Annotated in this window: 16 protein-coding genes and 2 tRNA genes; 14 read left to right on the top strand and 4 right to left on the bottom strand. The window is 60.9% G+C overall.

Going from position 1 to position 22140, the window contains the following annotated elements; genetic code table 11:
* Positions 1-55: 55 nt before the first annotated feature.
* From QU606_RS04005 to QU606_RS03990, 4 genes are all read right to left on the bottom strand, one after another.
* Complete coding sequence (locus QU606_RS04005) at positions 56-1621, bottom strand: iron ABC transporter permease (protein WP_069075153.1); 1566 nt, start codon at positions 1619-1621, stop codon at positions 56-58.
* Entirely contained in the window at positions 1621-2646 is a 1026-nt protein-coding gene (locus QU606_RS04000; RefSeq protein WP_304998131.1) for an iron ABC transporter substrate-binding protein, read from the bottom strand. The genes QU606_RS04005 and QU606_RS04000 overlap by 1 nt, the downstream gene beginning before the upstream one ends.
* A gap of 144 nt (positions 2647-2790) precedes the next feature.
* Positions 2791-2877, bottom strand: a tRNA-Leu gene (locus QU606_RS03995).
* A 179-nt stretch (positions 2878-3056) separates the two neighbouring features.
* Positions 3057-3143 (bottom strand) — tRNA-Leu (locus tag QU606_RS03990).
* 225 nt (positions 3144-3368) lie between these two features.
* Here QU606_RS03990 and rnr point away from each other — a divergent pair.
* From rnr to QU606_RS03920, 14 genes are all read left to right on the top strand, one after another.
* Positions 3369-6005: a ribonuclease R gene (gene rnr, locus QU606_RS03985; protein WP_024073088.1), complete on the top strand. Its 2637-nt coding sequence runs from the start codon at positions 3369-3371 to the stop codon at positions 6003-6005.
* Positions 6002-6757, top strand: a complete 756-nt coding sequence (gene rlmB, locus QU606_RS03980; RefSeq protein WP_024073089.1) for a 23S rRNA (guanosine(2251)-2'-O)-methyltransferase RlmB — start codon at positions 6002-6004, stop codon at positions 6755-6757. Before rnr ends, rlmB begins: the two co-directional genes overlap by 4 nt.
* 309 nt (positions 6758-7066) lie before the next feature.
* Positions 7067-7483, top strand: a complete 417-nt coding sequence (gene rpsF / locus QU606_RS03975) for a 30S ribosomal protein S6 (RefSeq protein WP_005784250.1) — start codon at positions 7067-7069, stop codon at positions 7481-7483.
* 28 nt (positions 7484-7511) lie between these two features.
* The gene (gene rpsR, locus QU606_RS03970; RefSeq protein WP_002551829.1) at positions 7512-7742 is read left to right on the top strand and encodes a 30S ribosomal protein S18; all 231 of its coding nucleotides are present in this window, start codon (positions 7512-7514) and stop codon (positions 7740-7742) included.
* A gap of 36 nt (positions 7743-7778) precedes the next feature.
* Positions 7779-8672, top strand: coding sequence for a hypothetical protein (locus QU606_RS03965; RefSeq protein WP_024073090.1), 894 nt, complete (start codon positions 7779-7781; stop codon positions 8670-8672).
* Positions 8673-8690: 18 nt separating this feature from the next.
* Positions 8691-9137 (top strand): 50S ribosomal protein L9, encoded by a 447-nt coding sequence (gene rplI / locus QU606_RS03960; RefSeq protein WP_010563337.1) that lies wholly within the window; start codon positions 8691-8693, stop codon positions 9135-9137.
* A gap of 110 nt (positions 9138-9247) precedes the next feature.
* The gene (gene dnaB / locus QU606_RS03955) at positions 9248-10645 is read left to right on the top strand and encodes a replicative DNA helicase (RefSeq protein WP_024073091.1); all 1398 of its coding nucleotides are present in this window, start codon (positions 9248-9250) and stop codon (positions 10643-10645) included.
* Positions 10646-10741: 96 nt separating this feature from the next.
* On the top strand, positions 10742-13045 hold the full coding sequence (locus tag QU606_RS03950) for a YgiQ family radical SAM protein (RefSeq protein ID WP_024073092.1): 2304 nt from the start codon (positions 10742-10744) through the stop codon (positions 13043-13045).
* Positions 13046-13256: 211 nt separating this feature from the next.
* Positions 13257-14177, top strand: a complete 921-nt coding sequence (locus QU606_RS03945; RefSeq protein WP_024073093.1) for a hypothetical protein — start codon at positions 13257-13259, stop codon at positions 14175-14177.
* Positions 14174-14632 (top strand): hypothetical protein, encoded by a 459-nt coding sequence (locus QU606_RS03940; RefSeq protein WP_024073094.1) that lies wholly within the window; start codon positions 14174-14176, stop codon positions 14630-14632. Before QU606_RS03945 ends, QU606_RS03940 begins: the two co-directional genes overlap by 4 nt.
* The gene (locus tag QU606_RS03935) at positions 14629-14925 is read left to right on the top strand and encodes a hypothetical protein (RefSeq protein WP_024073095.1); all 297 of its coding nucleotides are present in this window, start codon (positions 14629-14631) and stop codon (positions 14923-14925) included. Before QU606_RS03940 ends, QU606_RS03935 begins: the two co-directional genes overlap by 4 nt.
* Positions 14926-15112: 187 nt before the next feature.
* Positions 15113-18403 carry a DUF2126 domain-containing protein gene (locus QU606_RS03930; RefSeq protein ID WP_024073096.1) on the top strand — a complete coding sequence of 1097 codons (3291 nt, stop codon included), beginning with the start codon at positions 15113-15115 and terminating at the stop codon, positions 18401-18403.
* Positions 18404-18561: 158 nt separating this feature from the next.
* Positions 18562-21048 carry a circularly permuted type 2 ATP-grasp protein gene (locus QU606_RS03925; RefSeq protein ID WP_024073097.1) on the top strand — a complete coding sequence of 829 codons (2487 nt, stop codon included), beginning with the start codon at positions 18562-18564 and terminating at the stop codon, positions 21046-21048.
* Positions 21048-21938 carry a transglutaminase family protein gene (locus QU606_RS03920; RefSeq protein WP_024073098.1) on the top strand — a complete coding sequence of 297 codons (891 nt, stop codon included), beginning with the start codon at positions 21048-21050 and terminating at the stop codon, positions 21936-21938. The genes QU606_RS03925 and QU606_RS03920 overlap by 1 nt, the downstream gene beginning before the upstream one ends.
* Positions 21939-22140 lie beyond the last annotated feature (202 nt).

The following is a 22140-nucleotide window of genomic DNA, read 5'->3' as shown; positions in this document are numbered from 1 at the left end:
TCCCACGGGTTGAAATGCATTCAAATGTGGGAGGGGGCTTGCCCAGATAGCGGTTTCAGCGACTCAGATACATCCGTGTCGTCAGCAAATACACCGGCAACCCCGACACCAATATCAACAGCGCCGCATAAGGCGCCGCCGCCGCGAATTCCACATTCGAGGTATGCGCCCACACCGCCGTCGCCAAGGTATTCAGCCCGGTTGGGCTGAGCAGCAGCGTCGCCGTCAATTCCTTCATTGCGTCCAGGAACACCAGCGCAAACGCCGCGCCCAATGCCGGGAAGATAATCGGCAAGGTTACCCGGCAAAACGCGCTGAACGATGACGCGCCCAGTGTGCGCGCGGCTTCTTCCAGTTGTGGCGCGGCTTTGTTCAAGGCGGTACGAACCGGCGCCTGGGCCAGCGGCAAAAACAGTAGCGCATAGGCAATCAGCAACAGCGCTGACGTCTGGTACAGCACTGGCACGTAATGCAGGGCGAAATACACCAGGGTCAGCGCAATCACCAGGCCGGGCAGGGCGTGCAGCAAGTACGGCAGGCGTTCGGCCCAGATCGCCAGTTGGCCCTTGTAGCGCACCACCAGCAACCCCACCGGCACCGCCAGCACCAGGCACAGCGCCGCGCCACCCAGCGACAACGCCAGGGACGATAGCAGCGCCTCACTGATCTCGGCCACCGGGAACGCCGCCGACGAGCCCACCGCCAGCCAGTAACCCAGCATGCCCAGGGGAATGCCGCTGCCGATGATTGCCAGCGCAAGGCAATAGACTTGGCCCAAGAGCGCCCACCTGCCCAGGCGAACCTGTTCGGCATGCCGCGCAGCCCCTTGGCCGATGCGTACGTGTCGGCCCTTGCCGCGCACGCGCAGCTCCAGCCACAGCAGGGTGAGGCACATCACCAGCAGCACCGCCGATAACATCGCGGCGTTGGCATTGCTGAACTCCAGTTCGAACTGCTGGTAGATCGCCGTGGTAAAGGTCTGCAGGCCGATGATCGACAGTGCGCCGAATTCCACCAGCATATGCAACGCGATCAACAGCGCCCCGGCCAGCAGGGACGGCCACAGCAGGGGCAGGGTAATGCGAAAGAATACTCCCCAGCGATTGAGCCCCAGGGTGCGGGCTGATTCCTCCAGGGACGGGTCCAGATTGCGCAGGGTCGCCGCCACCGGTAGGAACACCAGCGGGTACTTGGACAGGGTCATGACCAGGATCGCCCCGCCGAGTCCTTCGAAGTTGGCGCTCAGCGACACCCAGGTGAAGCTGCTGACAAACGCCGGTACCGCAAACGGCAGGCACAGAATCACGCCCCAGATGCGTCGCCCTGGCAAGTTGCTGCGCTCCAGCAGCCAGGCCAGGGACAAGCCGATCACACCACACGCCAGCGTTACCCCGACCATCAAGGCGAGGGTATTGCGCAATAAGCCAAAGACGTAGGGCCGCCATAGCAGATGCAGCGCCTGCGCCCAGCCCGCTTGCCAGGCTTTGAGCCCGACGTAGGCCAGCGGCAACAGGCTCAAGCCCACCAGGAGCAGTACGGGCAGCAACAGCCAGATCGACGGGCGCTTGCGCCGTGGGCTGAACCCCCCGCGTAGCGCGGGGGCGGGTGGCGATGGGTTCATCAGTTCAGGCCAACGTCACGTTCCAGCTCGAGGGCTTCTTCGGCGTTACCCAAGTCAGCCGGGGTGACTTTCGGCGGTTGCAGTTCGCTGAAAGGCTTGAGGCCACGATTGGATTGCATGCCCTTGCGCAGCGGGTATTCGGCCGAGGTGTTGGTGATTACACGCTGGCCTTCTTCGCTGGCCATGAATGCCAGCAGTTGCTGGGCCTCTTTGGGGTGCTTGCTGGATTTCAGTGCCGCCGCCGAGGAGACCGTGATCAGGCCGCCGGCATCGCCATCGGTGAAGTGGTGCAGCTGGGAGTCCAGGTTGGTTTTTTCCTTCTTCAGGGCAAACCAGTAGTAGTTGTTGACCAGTACGGTGGCGACTTCGCCATTTTCCACGGCTTTGAGGGCAACCATGTTGTTGCTGTATACCTTGCCGAATGCGCGCAGGCCGGTCAGCCATTCTTCGGCGGCTTCGCGACCGTGCAGCTTGATGATTGCCACGGCTTGTTCCTGGAAGGCACCGCTGGTTGGTACAAAGCCGACCTTGCCTTGCCACTCGGGGCCGGCGAAATCCAGAACCGATTTGGGCAGGTCTTTTTCGGCGATCAGTTTCGGGTTGAAGGCCACGACGCGGGTGCGTGCGGTCACGCCCATCCAGTCGCCGTTGCTGCCGACATAGTCCTTGGGCAGTACATTCAGGGTGCTGGCATCGATCTTGGCCAGCAGGCCTTGTTCGCCGAGTTTGTTCAGTGGCGGCGATTCTTCGGTGTAAATCACGTCGGCAGGGGAGCGGTCACCTTCTTCCACGACCTGGCTGGCCAGCTGGTTGCTGCTGCCTTTGCGTACGTTGACGTGAATGCCGGTCTTGGCTTCGAAGGCCTTGGCGAGTTCATCGCCGACCTCTTTGTGTTGGCCGTTGTACAGGGTCAGGGAGACTTTATCGGCGCAATAGGCGGCAGGCGAAAGCAGGGCCAGTCCGAGTAGAGTGAGGGTCATGCCACGCAGAAGGGATGTTTTGAGACGGGTATCGCGGATCATCATCCAGGGTTTTCCTCGCTTGTGTGCAACAAATCATTGCAAGGATAAACGATAAAACTTCTCAAGTGCGGATGAGGGGCAAATAGCTGGGGAAGTTTTCAAACCCCGGAAACGAAAAAACCCGCTTTCGCGGGTTTGATCTGAATTTGGTGCCCAGGAGAAGACTCGAACTTCCACGACCTTGCGATCACCAGCACCTGAAGCTGGCGTGTCTACCAATTTCACCACCTGGGCATTCTCAAGCAGCGTTGCCGCTGTTGATGGGGCGAACTATACGGCGGGCTTTTTGATCTGTAAACCCCTGATTCGAAAAATATAAATCAAAATTCTCGTTAAAAATCAAAGGCCTGAAACGCAAAAACCCGCTTTCGCGGGTTTTTGGAGACTCAAGGTTGAAATCTTGAGTTTGAAATTGGTGCCCAGGAGAAGACTCGAACTTCCACGACCTTGCGATCACCAGCACCTGAAGCTGGCGTGTCTACCAATTTCACCACCTGGGCAGCATCAACAACGTTGCCGTCGTCGATGGCGCGCACTATACGGAGAGGATTTTTGGCTGTAAACCCCCGCTATCAAAAAAAACCTGGAAAATGTCACCAGTGGTCGTGCAAGGTGCTTTCCGAGGGGCGCAAAGGGCTTTTAAACGCTTGTTGATGCCTGAAATTTCCCGTTTCAATACGCGTATGCCAAACTAACCCGCATATAGACAAGGTGAAAACTCTCTAATGGCCGATTGGCAGTCCCTCGATCCCGAGGCCGCTCGTGAAGCGGAAAAATATGAAAACCCTATCCCTAGCCGCGAACTGATCCTGGCGCATCTCGCCGATCGGGGTTCGCCTGCTAGCCGTGAGCAGTTGGTCGAAGAATTCGGTCTGACCACCGAAGACCAGCTCGAAGCCCTGCGCCGCCGTTTGCGTGCCATGGAGCGCGATGCTCAACTGATCTACACCCGTCGTGGCACCTACGCGCCTGTGGACAAGCTCGACCTGATCCTCGGCCGCATTGCCGGTCATCGTGACGGCTTCGGCTTCCTGATCCCGGATGACGGCAGCGACGACCTGTTTATGAGCCCTGCGCAAATGCGCCTGGTGTTCGATGGCGACCGTGCCTTGGCGCGTGTTTCCGGCCTGGACCGTCGCGGTCGCCGTGAAGGGGTGATCGTCGAAGTGGTGTCCCGTGCCCACGAGTCCATCGTCGGCCGCTACTTCGAAGAGGGCGGTATCGGCTTCGTTGTGCCGGATAACCCTAAGGTCCAGCAGGAAGTGCTGATTACCCCGGGGCGCAATGGTGCCGCCAAGGTCGGTCAGTTCGTCGAGGTGAAAATCACCCACTGGCCCACTGCGCGCTTCCAGCCGCAAGGCGATATCGTTGAAGTGGTCGGCAACTACATGGCGCCGGGCATGGAAATCGACGTTGCGCTGCGCACCTACGATATTCCTCACGTCTGGCCTGAAGCTGTGCTCAAGGAAGCCGCCAAGCTCAAGCCGGAAGTCGAAGAGAAAGACAAAGAAAAGCGCATCGACCTGCGCCATCTACCGTTCGTCACCATCGATGGTGAAGACGCCCGCGACTTCGACGATGCGGTCTATTGCGAAGCCCGGCCTGGAAAACTGCGCCTGTTCTCCGGCGGCTGGAAGTTGTTCGTCGCGATTGCCGACGTGTCCAGCTACGTGAAGATCGGTTCGGCCCTGGATAACGAAGCCCAGGTGCGCGGCAACTCCGTGTACTTCCCTGAGCGCGTGATCCCGATGCTGCCTGAGCAGCTGTCCAACGGCCTGTGCTCCCTGAACCCTCTAGTCGACCGTTTGGCCATGGTGTGCGAGATGACTATCTCGAAAACCGGCGAAATGACCGACTATCAGTTCTACGAGGCGGTGATCCACTCCCAGGCCCGCCTGACCTACAACAAGGTCAGCACTATCCTGGAACAGCCGAAAACCAGCGAGGCCAAGGCCTTGCGTGGTGAGTACGGCCATGTCGTGCCGCATCTCAAACAGCTCTATGCACTTTACAAGGTGCTGCTGGGGGCCCGTCATGTGCGTGGCGCGATCGATTTTGAAACGCAGGAAACCCGAATTGTCTTCGGTTCCGAGCGCAAGATCGCCGCAATCACCCCGACTACCCGTAACGATGCGCACAAGCTGATCGAGGAATGCATGCTGGCGGCCAACGTGGCCACGGCTGAATTCCTGAAGAAGCACGAGATCCCTGCGCTGTACCGCGTGCACGACGGCCCGCCGCCGGAGCGTCTGGAAAAACTGCGCGCTTTCCTCGGCGAGCTGGGCCTGTCCCTGCATAAAGGCAAGGACGGCCCGACGCCGAAGGACTACCAGGCGCTGCTGGCCAGCATCAAGGACCGTCCCGATTACCATGTGATCCAGACCGTGATGCTGCGCTCCCTGAGCCAGGCGGTGTACAGCGCCGACAACCAGGGTCACTTCGGCCTGAATTACGAGGCGTACACCCACTTCACCTCGCCGATTCGCCGTTATCCGGACTTGCTCACGCACCGTGCAATCCGCAGCGTGATCCATTCCAAGCAGAACACCCCGCACGTCAAGCGTGCCGGTGCCATGACCATTCCGAAGGCACGGATCTATCCGTACGACGAAGCGGCCCTGGAACAGTTGGGCGAGCAGTGCTCCATGAGCGAACGCCGCGCCGACGAAGCCACGCGCGACGTGGTGAACTGGCTCAAGTGCGAGTTCATGAAGGATCGCGTGGGCGAGTCGTTCCCAGGTGTGATCACGGCCGTGACCGGCTTTGGTCTGTTTGTCGAACTGACCGACATCTATGTCGAAGGCCTGGTGCACGTCACCGCCTTGCCGGGTGACTACTACCACTTCGATCCTGTGCATCACCGCCTGGCGGGTGAGCGTACCGGTCGCAGCTTCCGTTTGGGCGATACCGTGGAAGTGCAGGTCATGCGCGTCGATCTCGACGAGCGCAAGATCGACTTTGGCATGCCTGACAAGCCCGCCGAATCGCCAACTGGCCGTAAAAAGCGTGGCAACGAGACGACTGCGCCTGCCAGCAAAGGCAAAGGCGCTCCCGCGAAAGCGGCAGTGGCAGAGCCCGCTCCAGCCAAGGCCGGGCGCCGTCCTGCAGCCAAGGACAAAGTGCCCGAGGCTTACCGCCCAAGCGATGCTGCGGCGAAAAACGCCGAACTGCGCAAAAGCCGTGAATTGAAGCAGCAGTTGCTCAATGAAGCCAAAAGCGGTGGTAAAGCGGCGTCTGGGGGAAAGTCCCAAGGGGCGGAAAAACCGTCGAGCAAACCCAGTAAACACCGTAAAGGCCCGCCTAAAGCGGGTTCGGCCCCCTCGAAAAGCGGCGGGTCGCGCAAACCTAAGGCCAAGCCATGAGTCTGGAAAAAATCTACGGCGTGCACGCCGTAGAAGCACTGCTGCGTCACCATCCCAAGCGCGTCAAGCAGGTTTGGCTGGCGGAAGGTCGCAGCGAGCCGCGCGTACAGGCGCTGGTCGAGTTGGCCAACCAGAATAAAGTTGCCATCGGCCAGGCCGAGCGTCGTGAGATGGACGTGTGGGTCGAAGGCGTTCACCAAGGCGTGGTTGCGGATGTAAGTCCAAGCCAGGTCTGGGGCGAGGCGATGCTCGACGAGCTGCTCGACCGTACTGAAGGCGCTCCGTTGTTGCTGGTGCTGGACGGCGTAACCGATCCGCACAACCTCGGTGCCTGCCTGCGTTCAGCGGATGCGGCCGGTGCGCTGGCGGTGATCGTGCCCAAGGACAAGTCGGCAACCTTGACCCCGGTCGTGCGTAAAGTCGCCTGTGGCGCTGCGGAAGTGATTCCGCTGGTGGCCGTGACCAACCTTGCGCGAACCCTGGAGAAGCTCCAGCAGCGCGGCCTTTGGGTCGTGGGCACGGCAGGGGAGGCCGAGGTCAGTATCTATGACCAGGACCTCACCGGCCCAACCATCCTGATCATGGGGGCCGAAGGCAAAGGCATGCGCCGCCTGACCCGTGAGCATTGTGACTACCTGGTGCACCTGCCGATGGCTGGTAGCGTCAGCAGTCTCAATGTGTCGGTGGCGACGGGCGTGTGCCTGTTCGAGGCTCAGCGTCAGCGCGGTGCCAAGGTCAAGGCCAAGAAGTAATTCTGAGCCTGGCATAGATGCAAAATGTGGGAGGGGGCTTGCCCCCGATAGCGGTAGATCAGTTACAGATGATGTGGCTGGCCCACCGCAATCGGGGGCAAGCCCCCTCCCACATTTGCTGTGTGGTGTTTGGAAGGTTGTTCAAATAATCACCAATTGCCTTGCGCCCATTCTCCCCCTTCTCTACAATTGCGCCCCTTGCCTTCCTGGCAGGCACCGATGTGCCTCCCTGCGGCAAGATCCATAAGTGTCATTCACTCCTTGTCTGACCGTTTTTGAGCGGCAGGCTACAACCCGTAAGGAGCATTCATGCGTCATTACGAAATCATCTTTTTGGTCCACCCGGATCAAAGCGAGCAAGTCGGCGGCATGGTTGAGCGTTACACCAAGCTGATCGAAGAAGACGGCGGCAAAATCCACCGTCTGGAAGATTGGGGTCGTCGTCAACTGGCCTACGCAATCAACAATGTTCACAAGGCTCACTACGTGATGCTGAACGTTGAGTGCACTGGCAAGGCCCTGGCCGAGCTGGAAGACAACTTCCGCTACAACGATGCAGTGATCCGTAACCTGGTCATCCGTCGCGAAGAAGCCGTTACCGGCCAATCCGAGATGCTCAAGGCTGAAGAAAACCGCAGTGAGCGCCGTGAGCGTCGCGACCGTCCTGAAGAAGGCGCTGATGATAGCGCTGATGACAGTGACAACAGCGATAACGCTGACGAGTAATCCACGGACCTTTTAAGGAGCCTATCAAATGGCACGTTTCTTCCGTCGTCGTAAATTCTGCCGTTTCACCGCTGAAGACGTGAAAGAGATCGATTACAAAGATCTCAACACTCTGAAAGCCTACGTATCCGAGACCGGCAAAATCGTTCCAAGCCGTATCACCGGTACCAAAGCACGTTATCAGCGTCAGCTGGCCACCGCTATCAAGCGCGCCCGCTTCCTGGCCCTGCTGGCCTACACCGACAGCCACGGCCGCTGAGACCGGGCAGTCGACAAGTAGTAAGGGATTGAATGCATGCGCGCCTTAGCTGAGTTCATCATGCGCGGTCGTGTGCAGGCCACTCTGGTAGTGGCTGGATGTGCAGCATTGCCGTTGTTGTATTGGTTGGGTGCTGCCGCGGGATGCCTTGTGCTCCTGCGGCGCGGTTTGCAGGACGCCGTGGGTGTCCTGGCCCTGGGATTGCTGGCCGCCTTGATCTGGTGGCTGCAATTGGGCGAACCCAAGGTGCTTATGGTGCTGTTGGGGTCGTCGAGCCTTGCGTTGGTTTTACGCGCAAGTGAGTCCTGGGTCCGCACGCTGCTGGTCAGCGTGGCATTGGGGTTGGTGTTTTCAGTGTTGCTCGGCGCGGCTTTCCACCCGCAAATCGAGGCGCTGGCGCAAGAGATCGTCAAGGTCCTGCCGCTGGCTCTCGGGGATCTCTACCAGCAGTTATCGGTAGATGAGCGAGCGCGCCTTGCGGCGCTGATAGCACCGGCCCTGATCGGCCTGATGGCGGTAGTGTTGCAGATTGTCAGTGTGCTGAGCCTGATGCTTGGGCGTTACTGGCAGGCGTTGTTGTACAACCCGGGTGGTTTTGGTCGCGAATTTCGCAGTATCAGGATTCCCGCGGGCCCGGCGATGTTGTTGCTGGCAGGCATGGTGGTGGGGCCGAACTTCGGTCCACAAGCTGCCTTGTTATTGCTGTTTTGCAGCGTACCGCTGGTGTTTTCCGGGCTGGCCCTGATTCATGGGCTGGTGGCGCAGAAGCGCCTGGCCAGGTTCTGGCTGGTGGGGTTGTACGTCACGCTGATGCTGTTCATGCAACTGATCTATCCGTTACTCGTGGTTTTGGCCATTGTCGACGGCCTGATTGATTTTCGCGGTCGTCTGGCGCCGAAAGACGCCGATAACGCGAACGGTGAAGGTTAAAAGTTAGAGGATTTTCACATGCAACTGATCCTTCTGGAAAAAGTCGCCAACCTGGGCAACCTGGGCGACAAAGTGAACGTTAAGGCCGGCTACGGTCGTAACTACCTGCTGCCATACGGCAAAGCCACCGCTGCAACCGCTGCCAACCTGGCTGCGTTTGAAGAGCGTCGTGCTGAGCTGGAAAAAGCAGCAGCAGACAAAAAAGCTTCGGCCGAAACTCGCGCTGCCCAACTGGCTGAGCTGGAAGTGACTATCACTGCCACCGCCGGTGACGAAGGCAAGCTGTTCGGTTCGATCGGCACCCACGACATCGCTGATGCACTGACCGCCTCCGGCGTTGAAGTTGCGAAAAGCGAAGTTCGTCTGCCGAACGGCACTATCCGTAACGTAGGTGAATTCGACGTAGCCGTGCACCTGCACGCCGAAGTTGAAGCCACCGTACGCGTTGTCGTGGTAGCAGCTTAAGCAGTACCTAACTGACTGGCACCTCGCGTGTCAGCCAGTTAACATCGGGCACGATCCTGTTTACAGGTCGTGCCTTTTGTTTTTCTACACACCCCTAATTCCAAGTGGCCATGAACGATATTTCAGCTCCTGAGCAATACGATCTGCAAACCGCTGCCCTGAAGGTGCCGCCGCATTCCATCGAGGCCGAACAGGCCGTGCTCGGTGGCTTGATGCTGGATAACAACGCCTGGGAGCGCGTGCTGGATCAAGTCTCGGACGGTGATTTCTATCGTCATGACCACCGCCTGATCTTCCGCGCCATTGCCAAGCTGGCCGACCAGAACTCGCCGATCGACGTGGTGACCCTGGCCGAGCAACTGGACAAGGAAGGCCAGACCTCCCAGGTCGGCGGCCTCGGTTACCTCGGTGAGCTGGCGAAAAACACGCCATCCGTCGCCAACATCAAGGCCTATGCCCAGATCGTCCGTGAGCGCGCCACCCTGCGCCAGTTGATCGGCATCAGTACTGAAATCGCCGACAGCGCCTTCAACCCTGAAGGCCGCACCGCCGCCGAGATCCTCGACGAAGCCGAACGACAGATCTTCCAGATCGCCGAAGCCCGCCCTAAAACCGGCGGGCCGGTCAGCGTCAACGACCTGCTGACCAAAGCGATCGATCGTATCGATACGCTGTTCAACACCGACAACTCCATCACGGGTATTTCCACCGGCTACACCGACCTCGATGAGAAGACCAGCGGTCTGCAACCGGCCGACTTGATCATCGTCGCCGGGCGTCCATCCATGGGTAAGACCACCTTTGCGATGAACCTGGTGGAAAACGCCGTGTTGCGCAGTGACAAGACGGTGCTGGTGTATTCCCTGGAGATGCCAGGTGAATCGCTGATCATGCGGATGCTCTCGTCCTTGGGCCGTATTGACCAGACCAAGGTGCGTGCCGGTCGCCTGGAAGATGACGATTGGCCAAGGTTGACCTCTGCGGTCAACCTGCTCAACGATCGCAAGCTGTTCATCGATGACACCGCGGGTATCAGCCCGTCCGAGATGCGTGCACGGACCCGTCGCCTGGTGCGTGAACATGGCGATATCGCCCTGATCATGATCGACTACCTGCAACTGATGCAGATCCCGGGCTCCAGCGGTGACAACCGGACCAACGAGATTTCCGAAATCTCCCGGTCCTTGAAAGCCCTGGCCAAGGAATTCAACTGCCCGGTGGTGGCGTTGTCCCAGCTCAACCGTTCCTTGGAACAACGTCCCAACAAGCGCCCGGTAAACTCCGACTTGCGGGAATCCGGAGCGATCGAGCAGGATGCTGACGTGATCATGTTCGTATACCGCGACGAGGTGTATCACCCCGAGACCGAGCACAAGGGGATTGCCGAGATCATTATCGGCAAGCAGCGGAACGGGCCGATTGGTTTTATCCGCCTGGCATTCATTGGTAAGTACACCCGTTTCGAGAACCTTGCGCCGGGTAGCTACAACTTCGACGACGACGAATAACCCTCGCGTTCAATTCCGACCATTACCGTCGGAATTGGTCAAAATTTGTGCTATATTCCGCGCCCGCGATTTTTCATCTCAACACCGGTCACCGTCATGCAAACAGCCAAGCCGTTATTTGACTATCCCAAGTACTGGGCCGAATGTTTCGGTCCTGCGCCATTCCTGCCGATGAGCAGGGAGGAGATGGATCAGCTTGGCTGGGATTCGTGTGACATCATCATCGTCACCGGTGATGCGTACGTGGACCACCCGTCGTTTGGCATGGCCATCATCGGCCGGCTGCTGGAGTCCCAGGGCTTCCGCGTCGGGATCATCGCGCAGCCGAACTGGCAGTCCAAAGACGACTTTATGAAGCTCGGCGAGCCGAACCTGTTCTTCGGCGTCGCGGCCGGCAACATGGACTCGATGATCAACCGCTACACCGCCGACAAGAAAATCCGCTCCGACGACGCCTACACCCCTGGCGGCATGGCCGGCAAACGCCCGGATCGCGCCAGCCTGGTGTACAGCCAGCGTTGCAAGGAAGCCTACAAGAACGTACCGATCGTACTTGGCGGCATCGAAGCCTCCTTGCGCCGCATTGCCCACTACGACTACTGGCAGGACCGGGTGCGCAACTCGATCCTGATCGACGCCACCGCCGACATCCTGCTGTACGGCAACGCCGAGCGGGCCATCGTCGAGGTTGCCCAGCGCCTGTCGTGGGGCCACAAGATCGAAGACATCACCGACGTGCGCGGCACCGCGTTCATCCGTCGCGACACGCCAGCCGGCTGGTACGAAGTGGACTCCACCCGTATCGACCGTCCGGGCAAGGTCGACAAGATCATCAACCCGTACGTGAATACCCAGGACACCCAGGCCTGCGCCATCGAGCAGGAAAAGGGGCCCGTTGATGATCCGCAGGAAGCCAAGGTCGTGCAGATCCTGGCCAGCCCGCGCATGACCCGCGACAAGACCGTGATCCGCCTGCCATCGGTGGAAAAGGTCCGTGGCGACGCCGTGCTCTATGCCCACGCCAACCGCGTGCTGCACCTGGAAACCAACCCAGGCAACGCCCGCGCCCTGGTGCAGAAGCACGGTGAAGTGGACGTGTGGTTCAACCCGCCGCCCATCCCGATGACCACCGAAGAAATGGACTACGTGTTTGGCATGCCATACGCGCGTGTCCCGCACCCGGCGTATGGCAAGGAAAAAATCCCGGCCTACGACATGATCCGTTTCTCGGTGAACATCATGCGTGGCTGCTTCGGCGGCTGCACCTTCTGCTCGATCACCGAGCACGAAGGCCGGATCATCCAGAACCGTTCTGAAGAGTCGATTATTCGCGAGATCGAGGAGATCCGTGACAAGGTCCCGGGTTTCACCGGGGTGATCTCCGACCTCGGCGGCCCGACCGCCAACATGTACCGCATTGCCTGCAAGAGCCCGGAAATCGAATCCGCGTGCCGCAAGCCGTCGTGCGTGTTCCCCGGCATCTGCCCGAACCTGAACACCGACCACTCGTCGCTGATTCAGCTGTATCGCAGCGCCCGGGCATTGCCGGGTGTGAAGAAGATCCTGATCGCTTCCGGCCTGCGCTACGACCTCGCGGTCGAGTCGCCGGAATACGTCAAAGAGCTGGTCACCCACCACGTCGGTGGCTACCTGAAGATCGCCCCGGAACACACCGAGGAAGGTCCGCTCAACCAGATGATGAAGCCGGGCATTGGCAGCTATGACAAGTTCAAGCGCATGTTCGAGAAGTACACCAAGGAAGCGGGCAAGGAGCAGTACCTGATTCCGTACTTTATCGCGGCCCACCCCGGCACCACCGATGAAGACATGATGAACCTCGCCCTGTGGCTCAAGGGCAACGGCTTCCGCGCCGACCAGGTGCAGGCGTTCTATCCGTCGCCGATGGCCACCGCCACCGCGATGTATCACTCGGGCAAGAACCCGCTGCGCAAGGTCACCTACAAGAGTGACGCGGTGACCATCGTCAAGAGCGAAGAACAGCGCCGCCTGCACAAGGCGTTCCTGCGTTACCACGACCCGAAAGGTTGGCCGATGCTGCGTGAAGCGCTGACCCGCATGGGCCGCGCCGACTTGATCGGGCCGGGCAAGGATCAATTGATCCCCTTGCACCAGCCCGCCACCGACAGCTACCAGAGCGCGCGTCGCAAGAACTCGACGCCGGCCGGCAGCCATAAGGTCGCCAAGGAAACCACCACCCGGATCCTCACCCAACACACCGGCCTGCCACCCCGTGGCAGTGACGGCAGCAACCCGTGGGACAAGCGCGAGCAAGCCAAGGCCGCGGCCATGGCGCGCAACAAGCAGGCGGCCAAGGAGCGCGCTGATGCGGCCAAGGGCAAGGGCGGCAAGCCAGCCCGCAAGCCGGTCGTGCCGCGTTGATCGCCGCGTGAATATGCAAAACGCCAGCCTCGTGCTGGCGTTTTGCTTTCTAGGCGGTGGGGAGTCTGTTTGTTAAGGTGGCGGCCATTAAATCGCTATCGGGGGCAAGCTCCCTCCCACATTTTGAATGTATTCACACATCAAGTGTGGGAGGGGGCTTGCACCCGATAGCGTCACTCCAGTTACCACCTCTTCAAGGAAGAACACCCCCATGGGCAACCCCCTGCTCGGCATCGGCATGGACTCCAACCGCTCCCAGTTCATGGCGCGCCAGCGCATCGAAAGCCAGATCAACCTGCAGCGCCTGTTCGCCGCCATCGACGCCGACCCCGGTATCGTCGGCGCGGGGGTGGTGTATGTCGACGCTGACTTCAATGTCATTACCCTGCGCGAATTCAAGCCCATCTGCAGCATCAAGCCCAAGCGCATCATTTTGCGTGAAGCGCAGAAGTACATTGCGCCAACACAGTTTGCTCAACATGTCGTGAGCAATCCTCGAGAATCGCGACTGATTGGCGAAGCCGTGAATACCGGAATCTCCTGCTTGGGGGCGGTCATCAGTTGGGCTGCGATCGCCAGTGGAACAATTCTGGTGCCTTTCAGCGCTGGAGCCAGTTCCGTCATCGTTGTAGTGGGGTATGCGGCTGCCGGCGCAAGTACGCTTCAGTGTTTCAACGGCATTGCCCGAACAGCGCTGGAAGTCGCCAAACCTGAGGTCAAGGATTCGCTCGACAGTGAAGGCTGGTACCAGAATGCGTCCATCGTGCTGGACGCCGTATCACTGGCAGGCGTGGGCGCTTCGGCCCTGACGACGGTCAAGCTGGTCAGGGCCGCCAAAGCATCGACGGGCAAGAGCCTGCGTGATGTGCTTCGCGGTTTGAATCGCCAGGAAAGAGCCAAGCTGACGAAAGAGCTGCTGAGCATCAACCATCCCAGCTTGACCGCGAAGATGATCAAGTTGAGGCAGGCGTCGGGCGAACTCACCAAGCGTTTCACCCCTACGCAGCTCAAGCACAGCACCACTACCCAGATCAAAGACGTCCTGGGCGCAAGCGTTGGGTTTGGCGGGAGTGCCTACTCCGGAAACGTCAACACCATCGCGATTGGACTGTACGAGGAGGTAAGCGAATGAGCGAATTGATGACGCTACGCGACTTTTTCAGACAATACTTTCTGACGTTTATGGGCGGCGTATTTGCTGCGTGTTTTTCTTTGGCGTTGGCTGTGGCGCTGGCGTTCATCACCTATTTTCGTGATGCGCCGATGGCTCAAGTGGGGCTCAAGATCATGTCTGCCGGGGCGCTGCTCATTCTGTTGACGGTCCATAGCAACTTTATGATTTTGCGGGGGCGACCCTCCTGGGTGTGGGTAATGGTCGGTATCTATGTCGCCTGTCTACTGTTTGTAGTTCCGATGGTTCAATTCCAGCCTCACAAAGTCCTTTATGGGTTGGCGCTGTTATTCCCATTGCTTGGATTATTGACACTTAACAGCAAGGTTCAACGAGAGATGCGCACGAAACTCGTGGGAATCCGTCGCATTCGGCAGGCGGTTAAATCAACCGTCAGATCGAGTAGTCGCATGTGAAGGCGCCGCCTTCGATAAACGGTTTCCTCGCGCGCTATTTCCCGGTCTTCATGGGGACGATTTTCATGGCGATCTTCTCCGGCTCAGCCTCGTTTTCCATGGCTGGCGTGACCTATTTGCGCGGTCTTGATCCCGCGCTCAAGGCCAACTATTCAGTAGGCGCGATCCTGGTGCTGTTTCCGTTGCTGGGCTTGCTGTTGCTCAACAGCAAGCGCCACCGCGAAATGCGCCAAAAGCTGCTGGAAATTCGCCGCCTTAAAGAAGCCGTGATCGCCAAGCACAAGGCTCGCTGACTGGGTAGATTCACCACCCCTCCTCACACGGGCGCCACAAATATGTGCAACCCTCGCACCAGGGCGCACACGTTGGCGCCGTTTTGGTGCTGTACTGCACCGGGTCTTACGATAAAGCGCAATGACCGCCGCTCTGGCATAAGTCTTGCGCGCGTTGTGTCCATGCCCTGGCTCGCAGGAGGCCGCCGTGTCGATTCATGTCGCGTTGCACCATGTTACGCATTACCGCTACGACCGCGCGGTCGAACTCGGCCCACAGATCGTGCGTCTGCGCCCGGCTGCCCATAGCCGCACGCGGATTTTGTCCTACGCTCTCAAAGTGCTGCCCGAGCAGCATTTCATCAATTGGCAGCAGGACCCCCAGGGCAATTACCTGGCGCGCCTGGTGTTCCCGGAAAAAACCGATGAACTGCGCATCGAAGTCGACCTGGTCGCCGAGATGGCGGTGTTCAACCCGTTCGACTTTTTCCTTGAGCCCTACGCCGAAAAAATCCCCTTCAGCTACGCCGCCGATGAGCAGCGTGAGCTGGCGCCGTACCTGGAAACCTTGCCGCTGACGCCGAAGTTTGCCGCCTACTTGGCGGGTATCGACCGCACGCCGTTGCCGGCCGTTGATTTCCTGGTGGGCCTCAACCAGCGCCTGGCCGCCGACATCGGCTACCTGATCCGCATGGAACCGGGTGTGCAAACCCCGGAATTCACCCTGGAAAATGCTTCCGGCTCCTGCCGTGATTCGGCCTGGCTGCTGGTGCAACTGTTGCGCAACCTCGGTTTGGCGGCGCGGTTTGTGTCCGGTTATCTGATCCAGCTGACCGCCGACGTCAAAGCCCTCGACGGCCCCTCCGGCACCGAAGTCGACTTCACCGACCTGCACGCCTGGTGCGAAGTGTATTTGCCCGGTGCCGGCTGGATCGGCCTGGATGCCACCTCCGGGTTGTTCGCCGGTGAAGGGCATATCCCATTGGCCTGTAGTCCTGATCCATCGTCTGCTGCGCCGATCAGCGGGCTGGTGGAACCCTGCGAGTGCGAATTCACCCATGAAATGTCGGTGGAGCGCATCTGGGAAGCGCCGCGGGTGACCAAGCCCTACACCGAAGAGCAATGGCTGGCGATCCAGGCCTTGGGCCGGCAGATCGATGGCGACCTGCTCAAGGATGATGTGCGCCTGACCATGGGCGGCGAGCCGACCTTCGTTTCTATCGACGATCCTGATGGCGCCGAGTGGAACACCGCGGCTCTCGGGCCGGACAAGCGTCGCTTGTCCGCCGAACTGTTCCAGCGCATGCGCAAGCACTACGCACCCAAGGGGCTGGTGCACTTCGGCCAGGGCAAGTGGTACCCCGGCGAGCAATTGCCGCGCTGGTCGCTGAACTGCTATTGGCGCCGTGACGGCGTGCCCATCTGGCACAACAGCGCGCTGATTGCCGACGAACAACAGGACTACGGCGCCGATGGCGCATTGGCTGGGCGCTTCCTCGCCAGTGTCGCCGAACGCCTCAAGCTGCCGGCACGCTTTGTGTTCCCGGCCTATGAAGACAACTTCTACTACCTGTGGCGCGAAGGTGCGTTGCCGCAAAACGTCACCGCCCAGGACCCGCGCCTGAGCGACGACCTGGAGCGCGAACGCCTGCGCAAGGTGTTCAGCCAGGGCCTGGATAAAGTCATCGGCCAAGTGCTGCCGCTGGCGCGCACGGCGGCCAATGACCGCTGGCAGAGCGGGCGCTGGTACCTGCGCGATAACCATTGCCGCCTGGTACCGGGGGATTCGCCGTTGGGCTATCGCCTGCCGTTGGCCTCGCAGCCGTGGGTGACGGCGGCGGAGTATCCGTTCGTGCACCCGACTGACCCGAACCAGGATCAGCCGGAGTTGCCGACCAGCGCCCAACTGCAAAGCCATGGCGAACCGGCGCCGAGCGACGAGCGCGTGCCGAAGATCGATGAGTCTGCCGACTGGCTGACCCGCACCGCTCTGTGCGCCGAAGCGCGGGAAGGGCGCCTGTACCTGTTCATGCCGCCATTGGAGCGGGTCGAGGACTACCTGGAGTTGGTCGCCGCCATTGAAGCCACCGCCGAAGAGCTGCATTGTCCGGTGTTGCTGGAAGGCTACGAGCCACCGTTCGATATGCGCCTGAGCAACTTCCGCGTCACGCCGGACCCGGGTGTGATTGAGGTCAACGTGCAGCCGTCCGCCACTTGGGACGAACTGGTGGAACGTACCGAATTCCTCTACGAGGAGGCGCGGCAAACCCGCCTGACCACCGAGAAGTTCATGATCGACGGCCGCCACACCGGCACCGGCGGTGGCAACCATTTTGTACTGGGCGGCGCGACGCCCAAGGATTCGCCGTTCCTGCGCCGGCCCGACCTGCTACGCAGCCTGATCAGCTACTGGCATAACCACCCCTCGCTGTCGTACCTGTTTTCCGGCCTGTTTATCGGTCCGACTTCCCAGGCACCGCGGGTGGATGAAGCGCGCAACGATGCGCTGTATGAGCTGGAAATCGCCTTCGCCCAAATGCCCCAGCCCGGTGAAGAATGCCCGCCGTGGTTGGTGGACCGCCTGCTGCGCAACCTGTTGATCGACGTGACGGGCAACACCCACCGCGCCGAATTCTGTATCGACAAGCTCTACTCGCCGGACGGTGCCACTGGCCGCCTGGGCCTGCTGGAATTGCGCGCCTTTGAAATGCCGCCCCACGCACGCATGAGCCTGACCCAGCAATTGCTGCTGCGGGCCTTGGTGGCGCGTTTCTGGCGTGAACCCTATGCGCCGCCGAAACTGGCGCGCTGGGGCACTGAGTTGCATGACCGTTTCCTGTTGCCGCACTTTATCGAGCAGGATTTTGCCGACGTGATCGTCGAGTTGAACGCCGCCGGTTACCCGTTGCGGGCCGAATGGTTCGCCGCGCACCTGGAGTTCCGCTTCCCCAAGGTCGGCGATTACGCCGTCAGCGGGATCGAACTGGAACTGCGCCAGGCCTTGGAACCCTGGCATGTGCTGGGCGAAGAGGGCGCGGCGGGCGGCACGGTGCGTTATGTGGACTCGTCCCTTGAGCGCCTGCAGGTCAAACTGACCGGGCTGGCGCCGCAACGCTACCTGCTGACCTGCAATGGCATTCCGGTGCCGTTGCAAGCCACCGGACGGGTGGGTGAGTTTGTCGCCGGCGTGCGTTACCGCGCCTGGCAACCGGCCAACTGCCTGCAACCGACCATCCCGGTGCATGCGCCGTTGGTGTTCGACCTGCTCGACACCTGGATGCAGCGCTCGCTGGGCGGCTGCCAGTACCATGTCGCGCATCCGGGCGGGCGTAACTACGACAGCTTGCCGGTGAATGCCAATGAGGCGGAGAGCCGGCGCATGGCGCGGTTCTTCCGTCTCGGCCATACACCAGGAAAGCTCCCCGTGCCGAGTGTTGTGATCAATGACGAATTCCCGATGACCTTGGATCTGCGGCGTCACCCCAATAATAATGACTGAATGCGACCCAAATATGAGGGGACCTTGCTCCCGATTGTGGTGAGTCAGCCGATACCTAGGTTGACTGACCCACCGCGATCGGGAGCAAGCCCCCTCCCACAGGGATTTGCAGTGTTTGTTAGGTTAATCTGAGCCCCCTTGCCTCTGCCGAGCGTTCCATGCCCGATTTGCTCGACCAATACCCGCTGACTGCGGGCACTTATCACGAACTCCTGGATGACAGCGGCGCGGTGCGTGCCCATTGGCGGCGCCTGCTTGATCACCTGCAACGTAGTACGCCCGCGCAGTTGGCCCAGCGCCAGGCGCTGCTGACCCGGCAGATCCAGGAAAACGGCGTGACCTACAACGTCTACGCCGACCCCAAGGGTGCCGATCGCCCGTGGGAGCTGGACCTGCTGCCCCATGTACTGGCGGCTGATGAATGGCAGCACTTGTCGGCCGGTATCGCCCAGCGTGCACGTCTTCTCAATGCGGTGCTGGCCGATCTGTATGGCCCGCAACGCCTGATCAAGGAAGGCCTGCTGCCGGCCGAGCTGGTGTTCGGGCATAACAACTTCCTGTGGCCGTGCCAGGGCATCCAGCCGCCCGACGGTGCGTTCCTGCACCTGTATGCCGTGGACCTGGCGCGAACCCCGGATGGCCGCTGGTGGGTCACCGCCGACCGTACGCAAGCACCCTCGGGTGCCGGTTATGCGCTGGAAAACCGCACCATTGTGTCCCGCGCTTTCCCGGATCTGTACCGCGACTTGCAGGTGCAGCACCTCACGGGCTTCTTCCGTACGCTCCAGGAAACCCTGGCGCGCCAGGCGCCGAGTGACAGCCAGCCGCCGCTGATCGTGCTGCTCACCCCAGGCCGGTTCAACGAAAGCTATTTTGAACACTTGTACCTGGCGCGCCAGCTGGGCTACCCATTGGTGGAAGGCGGCGACCTCACGGTGCGCGACAGCACGGTGTTCCTCAAAACCCTCAGCGGCCTGCGCCGGGTACACGCGATCATGCGTCGTCTCGATGACGATTTCTGCGACCCGCTGGAGCTGCGCACCGACTCTGCCCTTGGCGTGCCCGGCCTGCTCGACGCCGTGCGTCAGGGCAATGTACTGGTGGCCAATGCCTTGGGCAGTGGTGTGCTGGAGTCGCCGGGTCTGCTTGGCTTCCTGCCGAAGATCAATGAATTTCTGTTCGGTGAAGAACTGATCCTGCCGTCCATCGCCACGTGGTGGTGCGGGGAGGCGCCCGTGCTGGCCGAAGCCTTGGAGAAGCTGCCCGAGCTGCTGATCAAGCCGGCGTTTCCATCGCAGAGTTTTGCCCCGGTTTTCGGTCGCGACCTGGACGACGAACAACGCCAGGCCCTGGCCGAACGCATGCGCGCGAGGCCTTATGCGTATGTCGCCCAGGAGCTGGCGCAATTGTCCCAGGCGCCGGTATGGCACACCGTGGATGACCACCTGCAACACCGCGCCATCGGCATGCGTGTGTATGCCGTCGCCAGCGAAGACGGCTACCGCGTGCTGCCGGGTGGCCTGACCCGCGTGGCTGCCGAGGCCGATGCCGAAGTGGTCTCGATGCAGCGCGGTGGCGCGAGCAAGGACACCTGGGTGCTCGGTGAGCGCGCTGCTGGTGGCGAACATTGGCGCGCCCAACGCGCCATTGGTGCCCATGACCTGGTTCGCCGCGATCCGTACCTGCCCTCACGAGTGGTGGAAAACCTGTTCTGGTTCGGCCGCTATTGCGAGCGCTGCGATGACAGCGCGCGCTGGTTGCGTATCGTGTTGGCGCGCTATGTCGACGGCGACGATCCGCTGGCACTGCGGGCGGCGGTTGAGTTGGGTGAGAACCTGCACCTGCTGCCGGAAGAGGGCGAACTGCCCGAGCGTTTGCAAGCGGCCTTGCTCGGCGATGATTGGCCATCGAGCCTGCGCGCCAACCTGCAACGCTTGCAGTGGGCGGCGTCCCAGGTGCGCGGCAAGTTGTCCCGGGAAAACTGGCAGGCGCTGGTGGAGTTGCAGCGCGAAGCCCTGGAGCTGGAAAGCGAGAGCCCTGACTTTGGTGAGTTGCTGGATTTCCTCAACCGCCTGGTGATGTCCCTGGCGGCGCTGTCCGGGTTTGCCCTGGACGACATGACCCGCGACGAAGGTTGGCGTTTCTTGATGATGGGCCGGCGCATCGAGCGCCTGCAATTTCTTAGCAGCAGCCTGGCGGCGTTCCTGCGTGGCGTGGCGGTGTTCGATCAGGCGGGGCTGGAATGGTTGCTGGAACTGGGCAACAGCAGCATCACCTATCGCTCCCGCTACCTGGCGGTGCCGCAGCTGATCCCGGTGCTGGACTTGTTGCTGCTGGACGAGCAGAACCCCCATGCGGTGCTGTTCCAACTGAAACTGGTCAGCCGCACCTTGCGTCGCCTCAACGACGACTTCGGCGTACCCCGGGAAACCGGTCTGGCACCCTTGGTGGAGCGCCTCGCGCGGTTCGACCTGAGCTGCCTGGAGAACCCGCTGTTTGGCGAGCCCAGCGTGCGTGCCGCGCTGGATGGCCTGGCCGACCTGCTGCAAGCGGTGGCCGATGAGAGTGGGCAAGTGTCGGATCGCATGGCCTTGCGCCATTTTGCCCATGTAGATGATGTCAGCCAGCAAACGGTGTCGGTGTGATGAGTGCGCGCTATCAGATTTTCCACGATACCCATTACCACTACGACAGCCCGGTGTCCCTGGCCCAGCAGCTGGCGCACCTGTGGCCCCGGCCCTGCGCCTGGCAGCGTTGCAGCGCGCAGCAGTTGGACATCAGCCCGGAGCCGACGTCGCGGCGCGATGAGTTGGACGTGTTCGGCAACCCGATCACCCGCCTGGCCTTCGAGCGCCCCCACGATGAACTGCTGGTGAACGCCTCGCTGACCGTCGAAGTGCTGGCGCGGCCGGTGCTGGATTTCCAGGCGTCGCCGGCCTGGGACCAGACCCGCGACAGCTTGACCTACAGCAGCCAGCCGCTGTCCGGGGAGTTGATTGAAGCCTGCCGATATCGCTTCGAATCGCCCTACGTGCATTTGAAAAAAACCTTCGTCGAGTTTTCCGAAAGCTGCTTTCCGCCGGGCCAGCCATTGCTACTGGGCGTGCAGGCGCTGATGGAAAAGATCTTCGATGAATTCACTTTCGATGCCGAAGCGACCCAGGTCGCCACGCCGCTGGTGGAAGTGCTGGAGCGCCGACGCGGCGTGTGCCAGGACTTCGCCCACCTGATGCTCGCCTGCCTACGCTCACGGGGCCTGGCGGCGCGCTACATCAGCGGCTACCTGCTGACCCAGCCGCCACCCGGCCAGCCACGGCTGATCGGCGCCGATGCGTCCCACGCGTGGGTTTCGGTGTATTGCCCGGTTTCGGGCTGGGTGGATTTTGACCCGACCAACAATGTGCAGCCGGCACTGGAGCACATCACCCTGGCCTGGGGCCGGGATTTTTCCGATGTGTCGCCGTTGCGGGGGGTGATTCTGGGGGGAGGGAGCCATGACCCGGAAGTGCGGGTGACGGTGATGCCGCTGGAATGATGGGCTGGCAGCAGTCGGGCGGCTTGCCGATACAGGCGTGTCTGGCAAGCGGGCCTGCTGTGGTATTAGCGGGCTTGTTGTAGCGAGTTGTGGCGAGCGGGCTTGCCCCGCGTTGGGCTGCGAAGCAGCCCCAATCAATCGGAATGCGGAGTATCAGGCACTCCTCGGCGGCTGGTTCTGGGGCTGCTGCGCAGCCCAACGC

The organism is Pseudomonas sp. OVF7, from assembly GCF_030644265.1.
Lineage (GTDB): Bacteria > Pseudomonadota > Gammaproteobacteria > Pseudomonadales > Pseudomonadaceae > Aquipseudomonas > Aquipseudomonas gorinensis.
The sequence above is the reverse complement of the archived record's forward strand: the minus strand, read 5'-3'. Positions and strand labels throughout refer to the sequence as shown.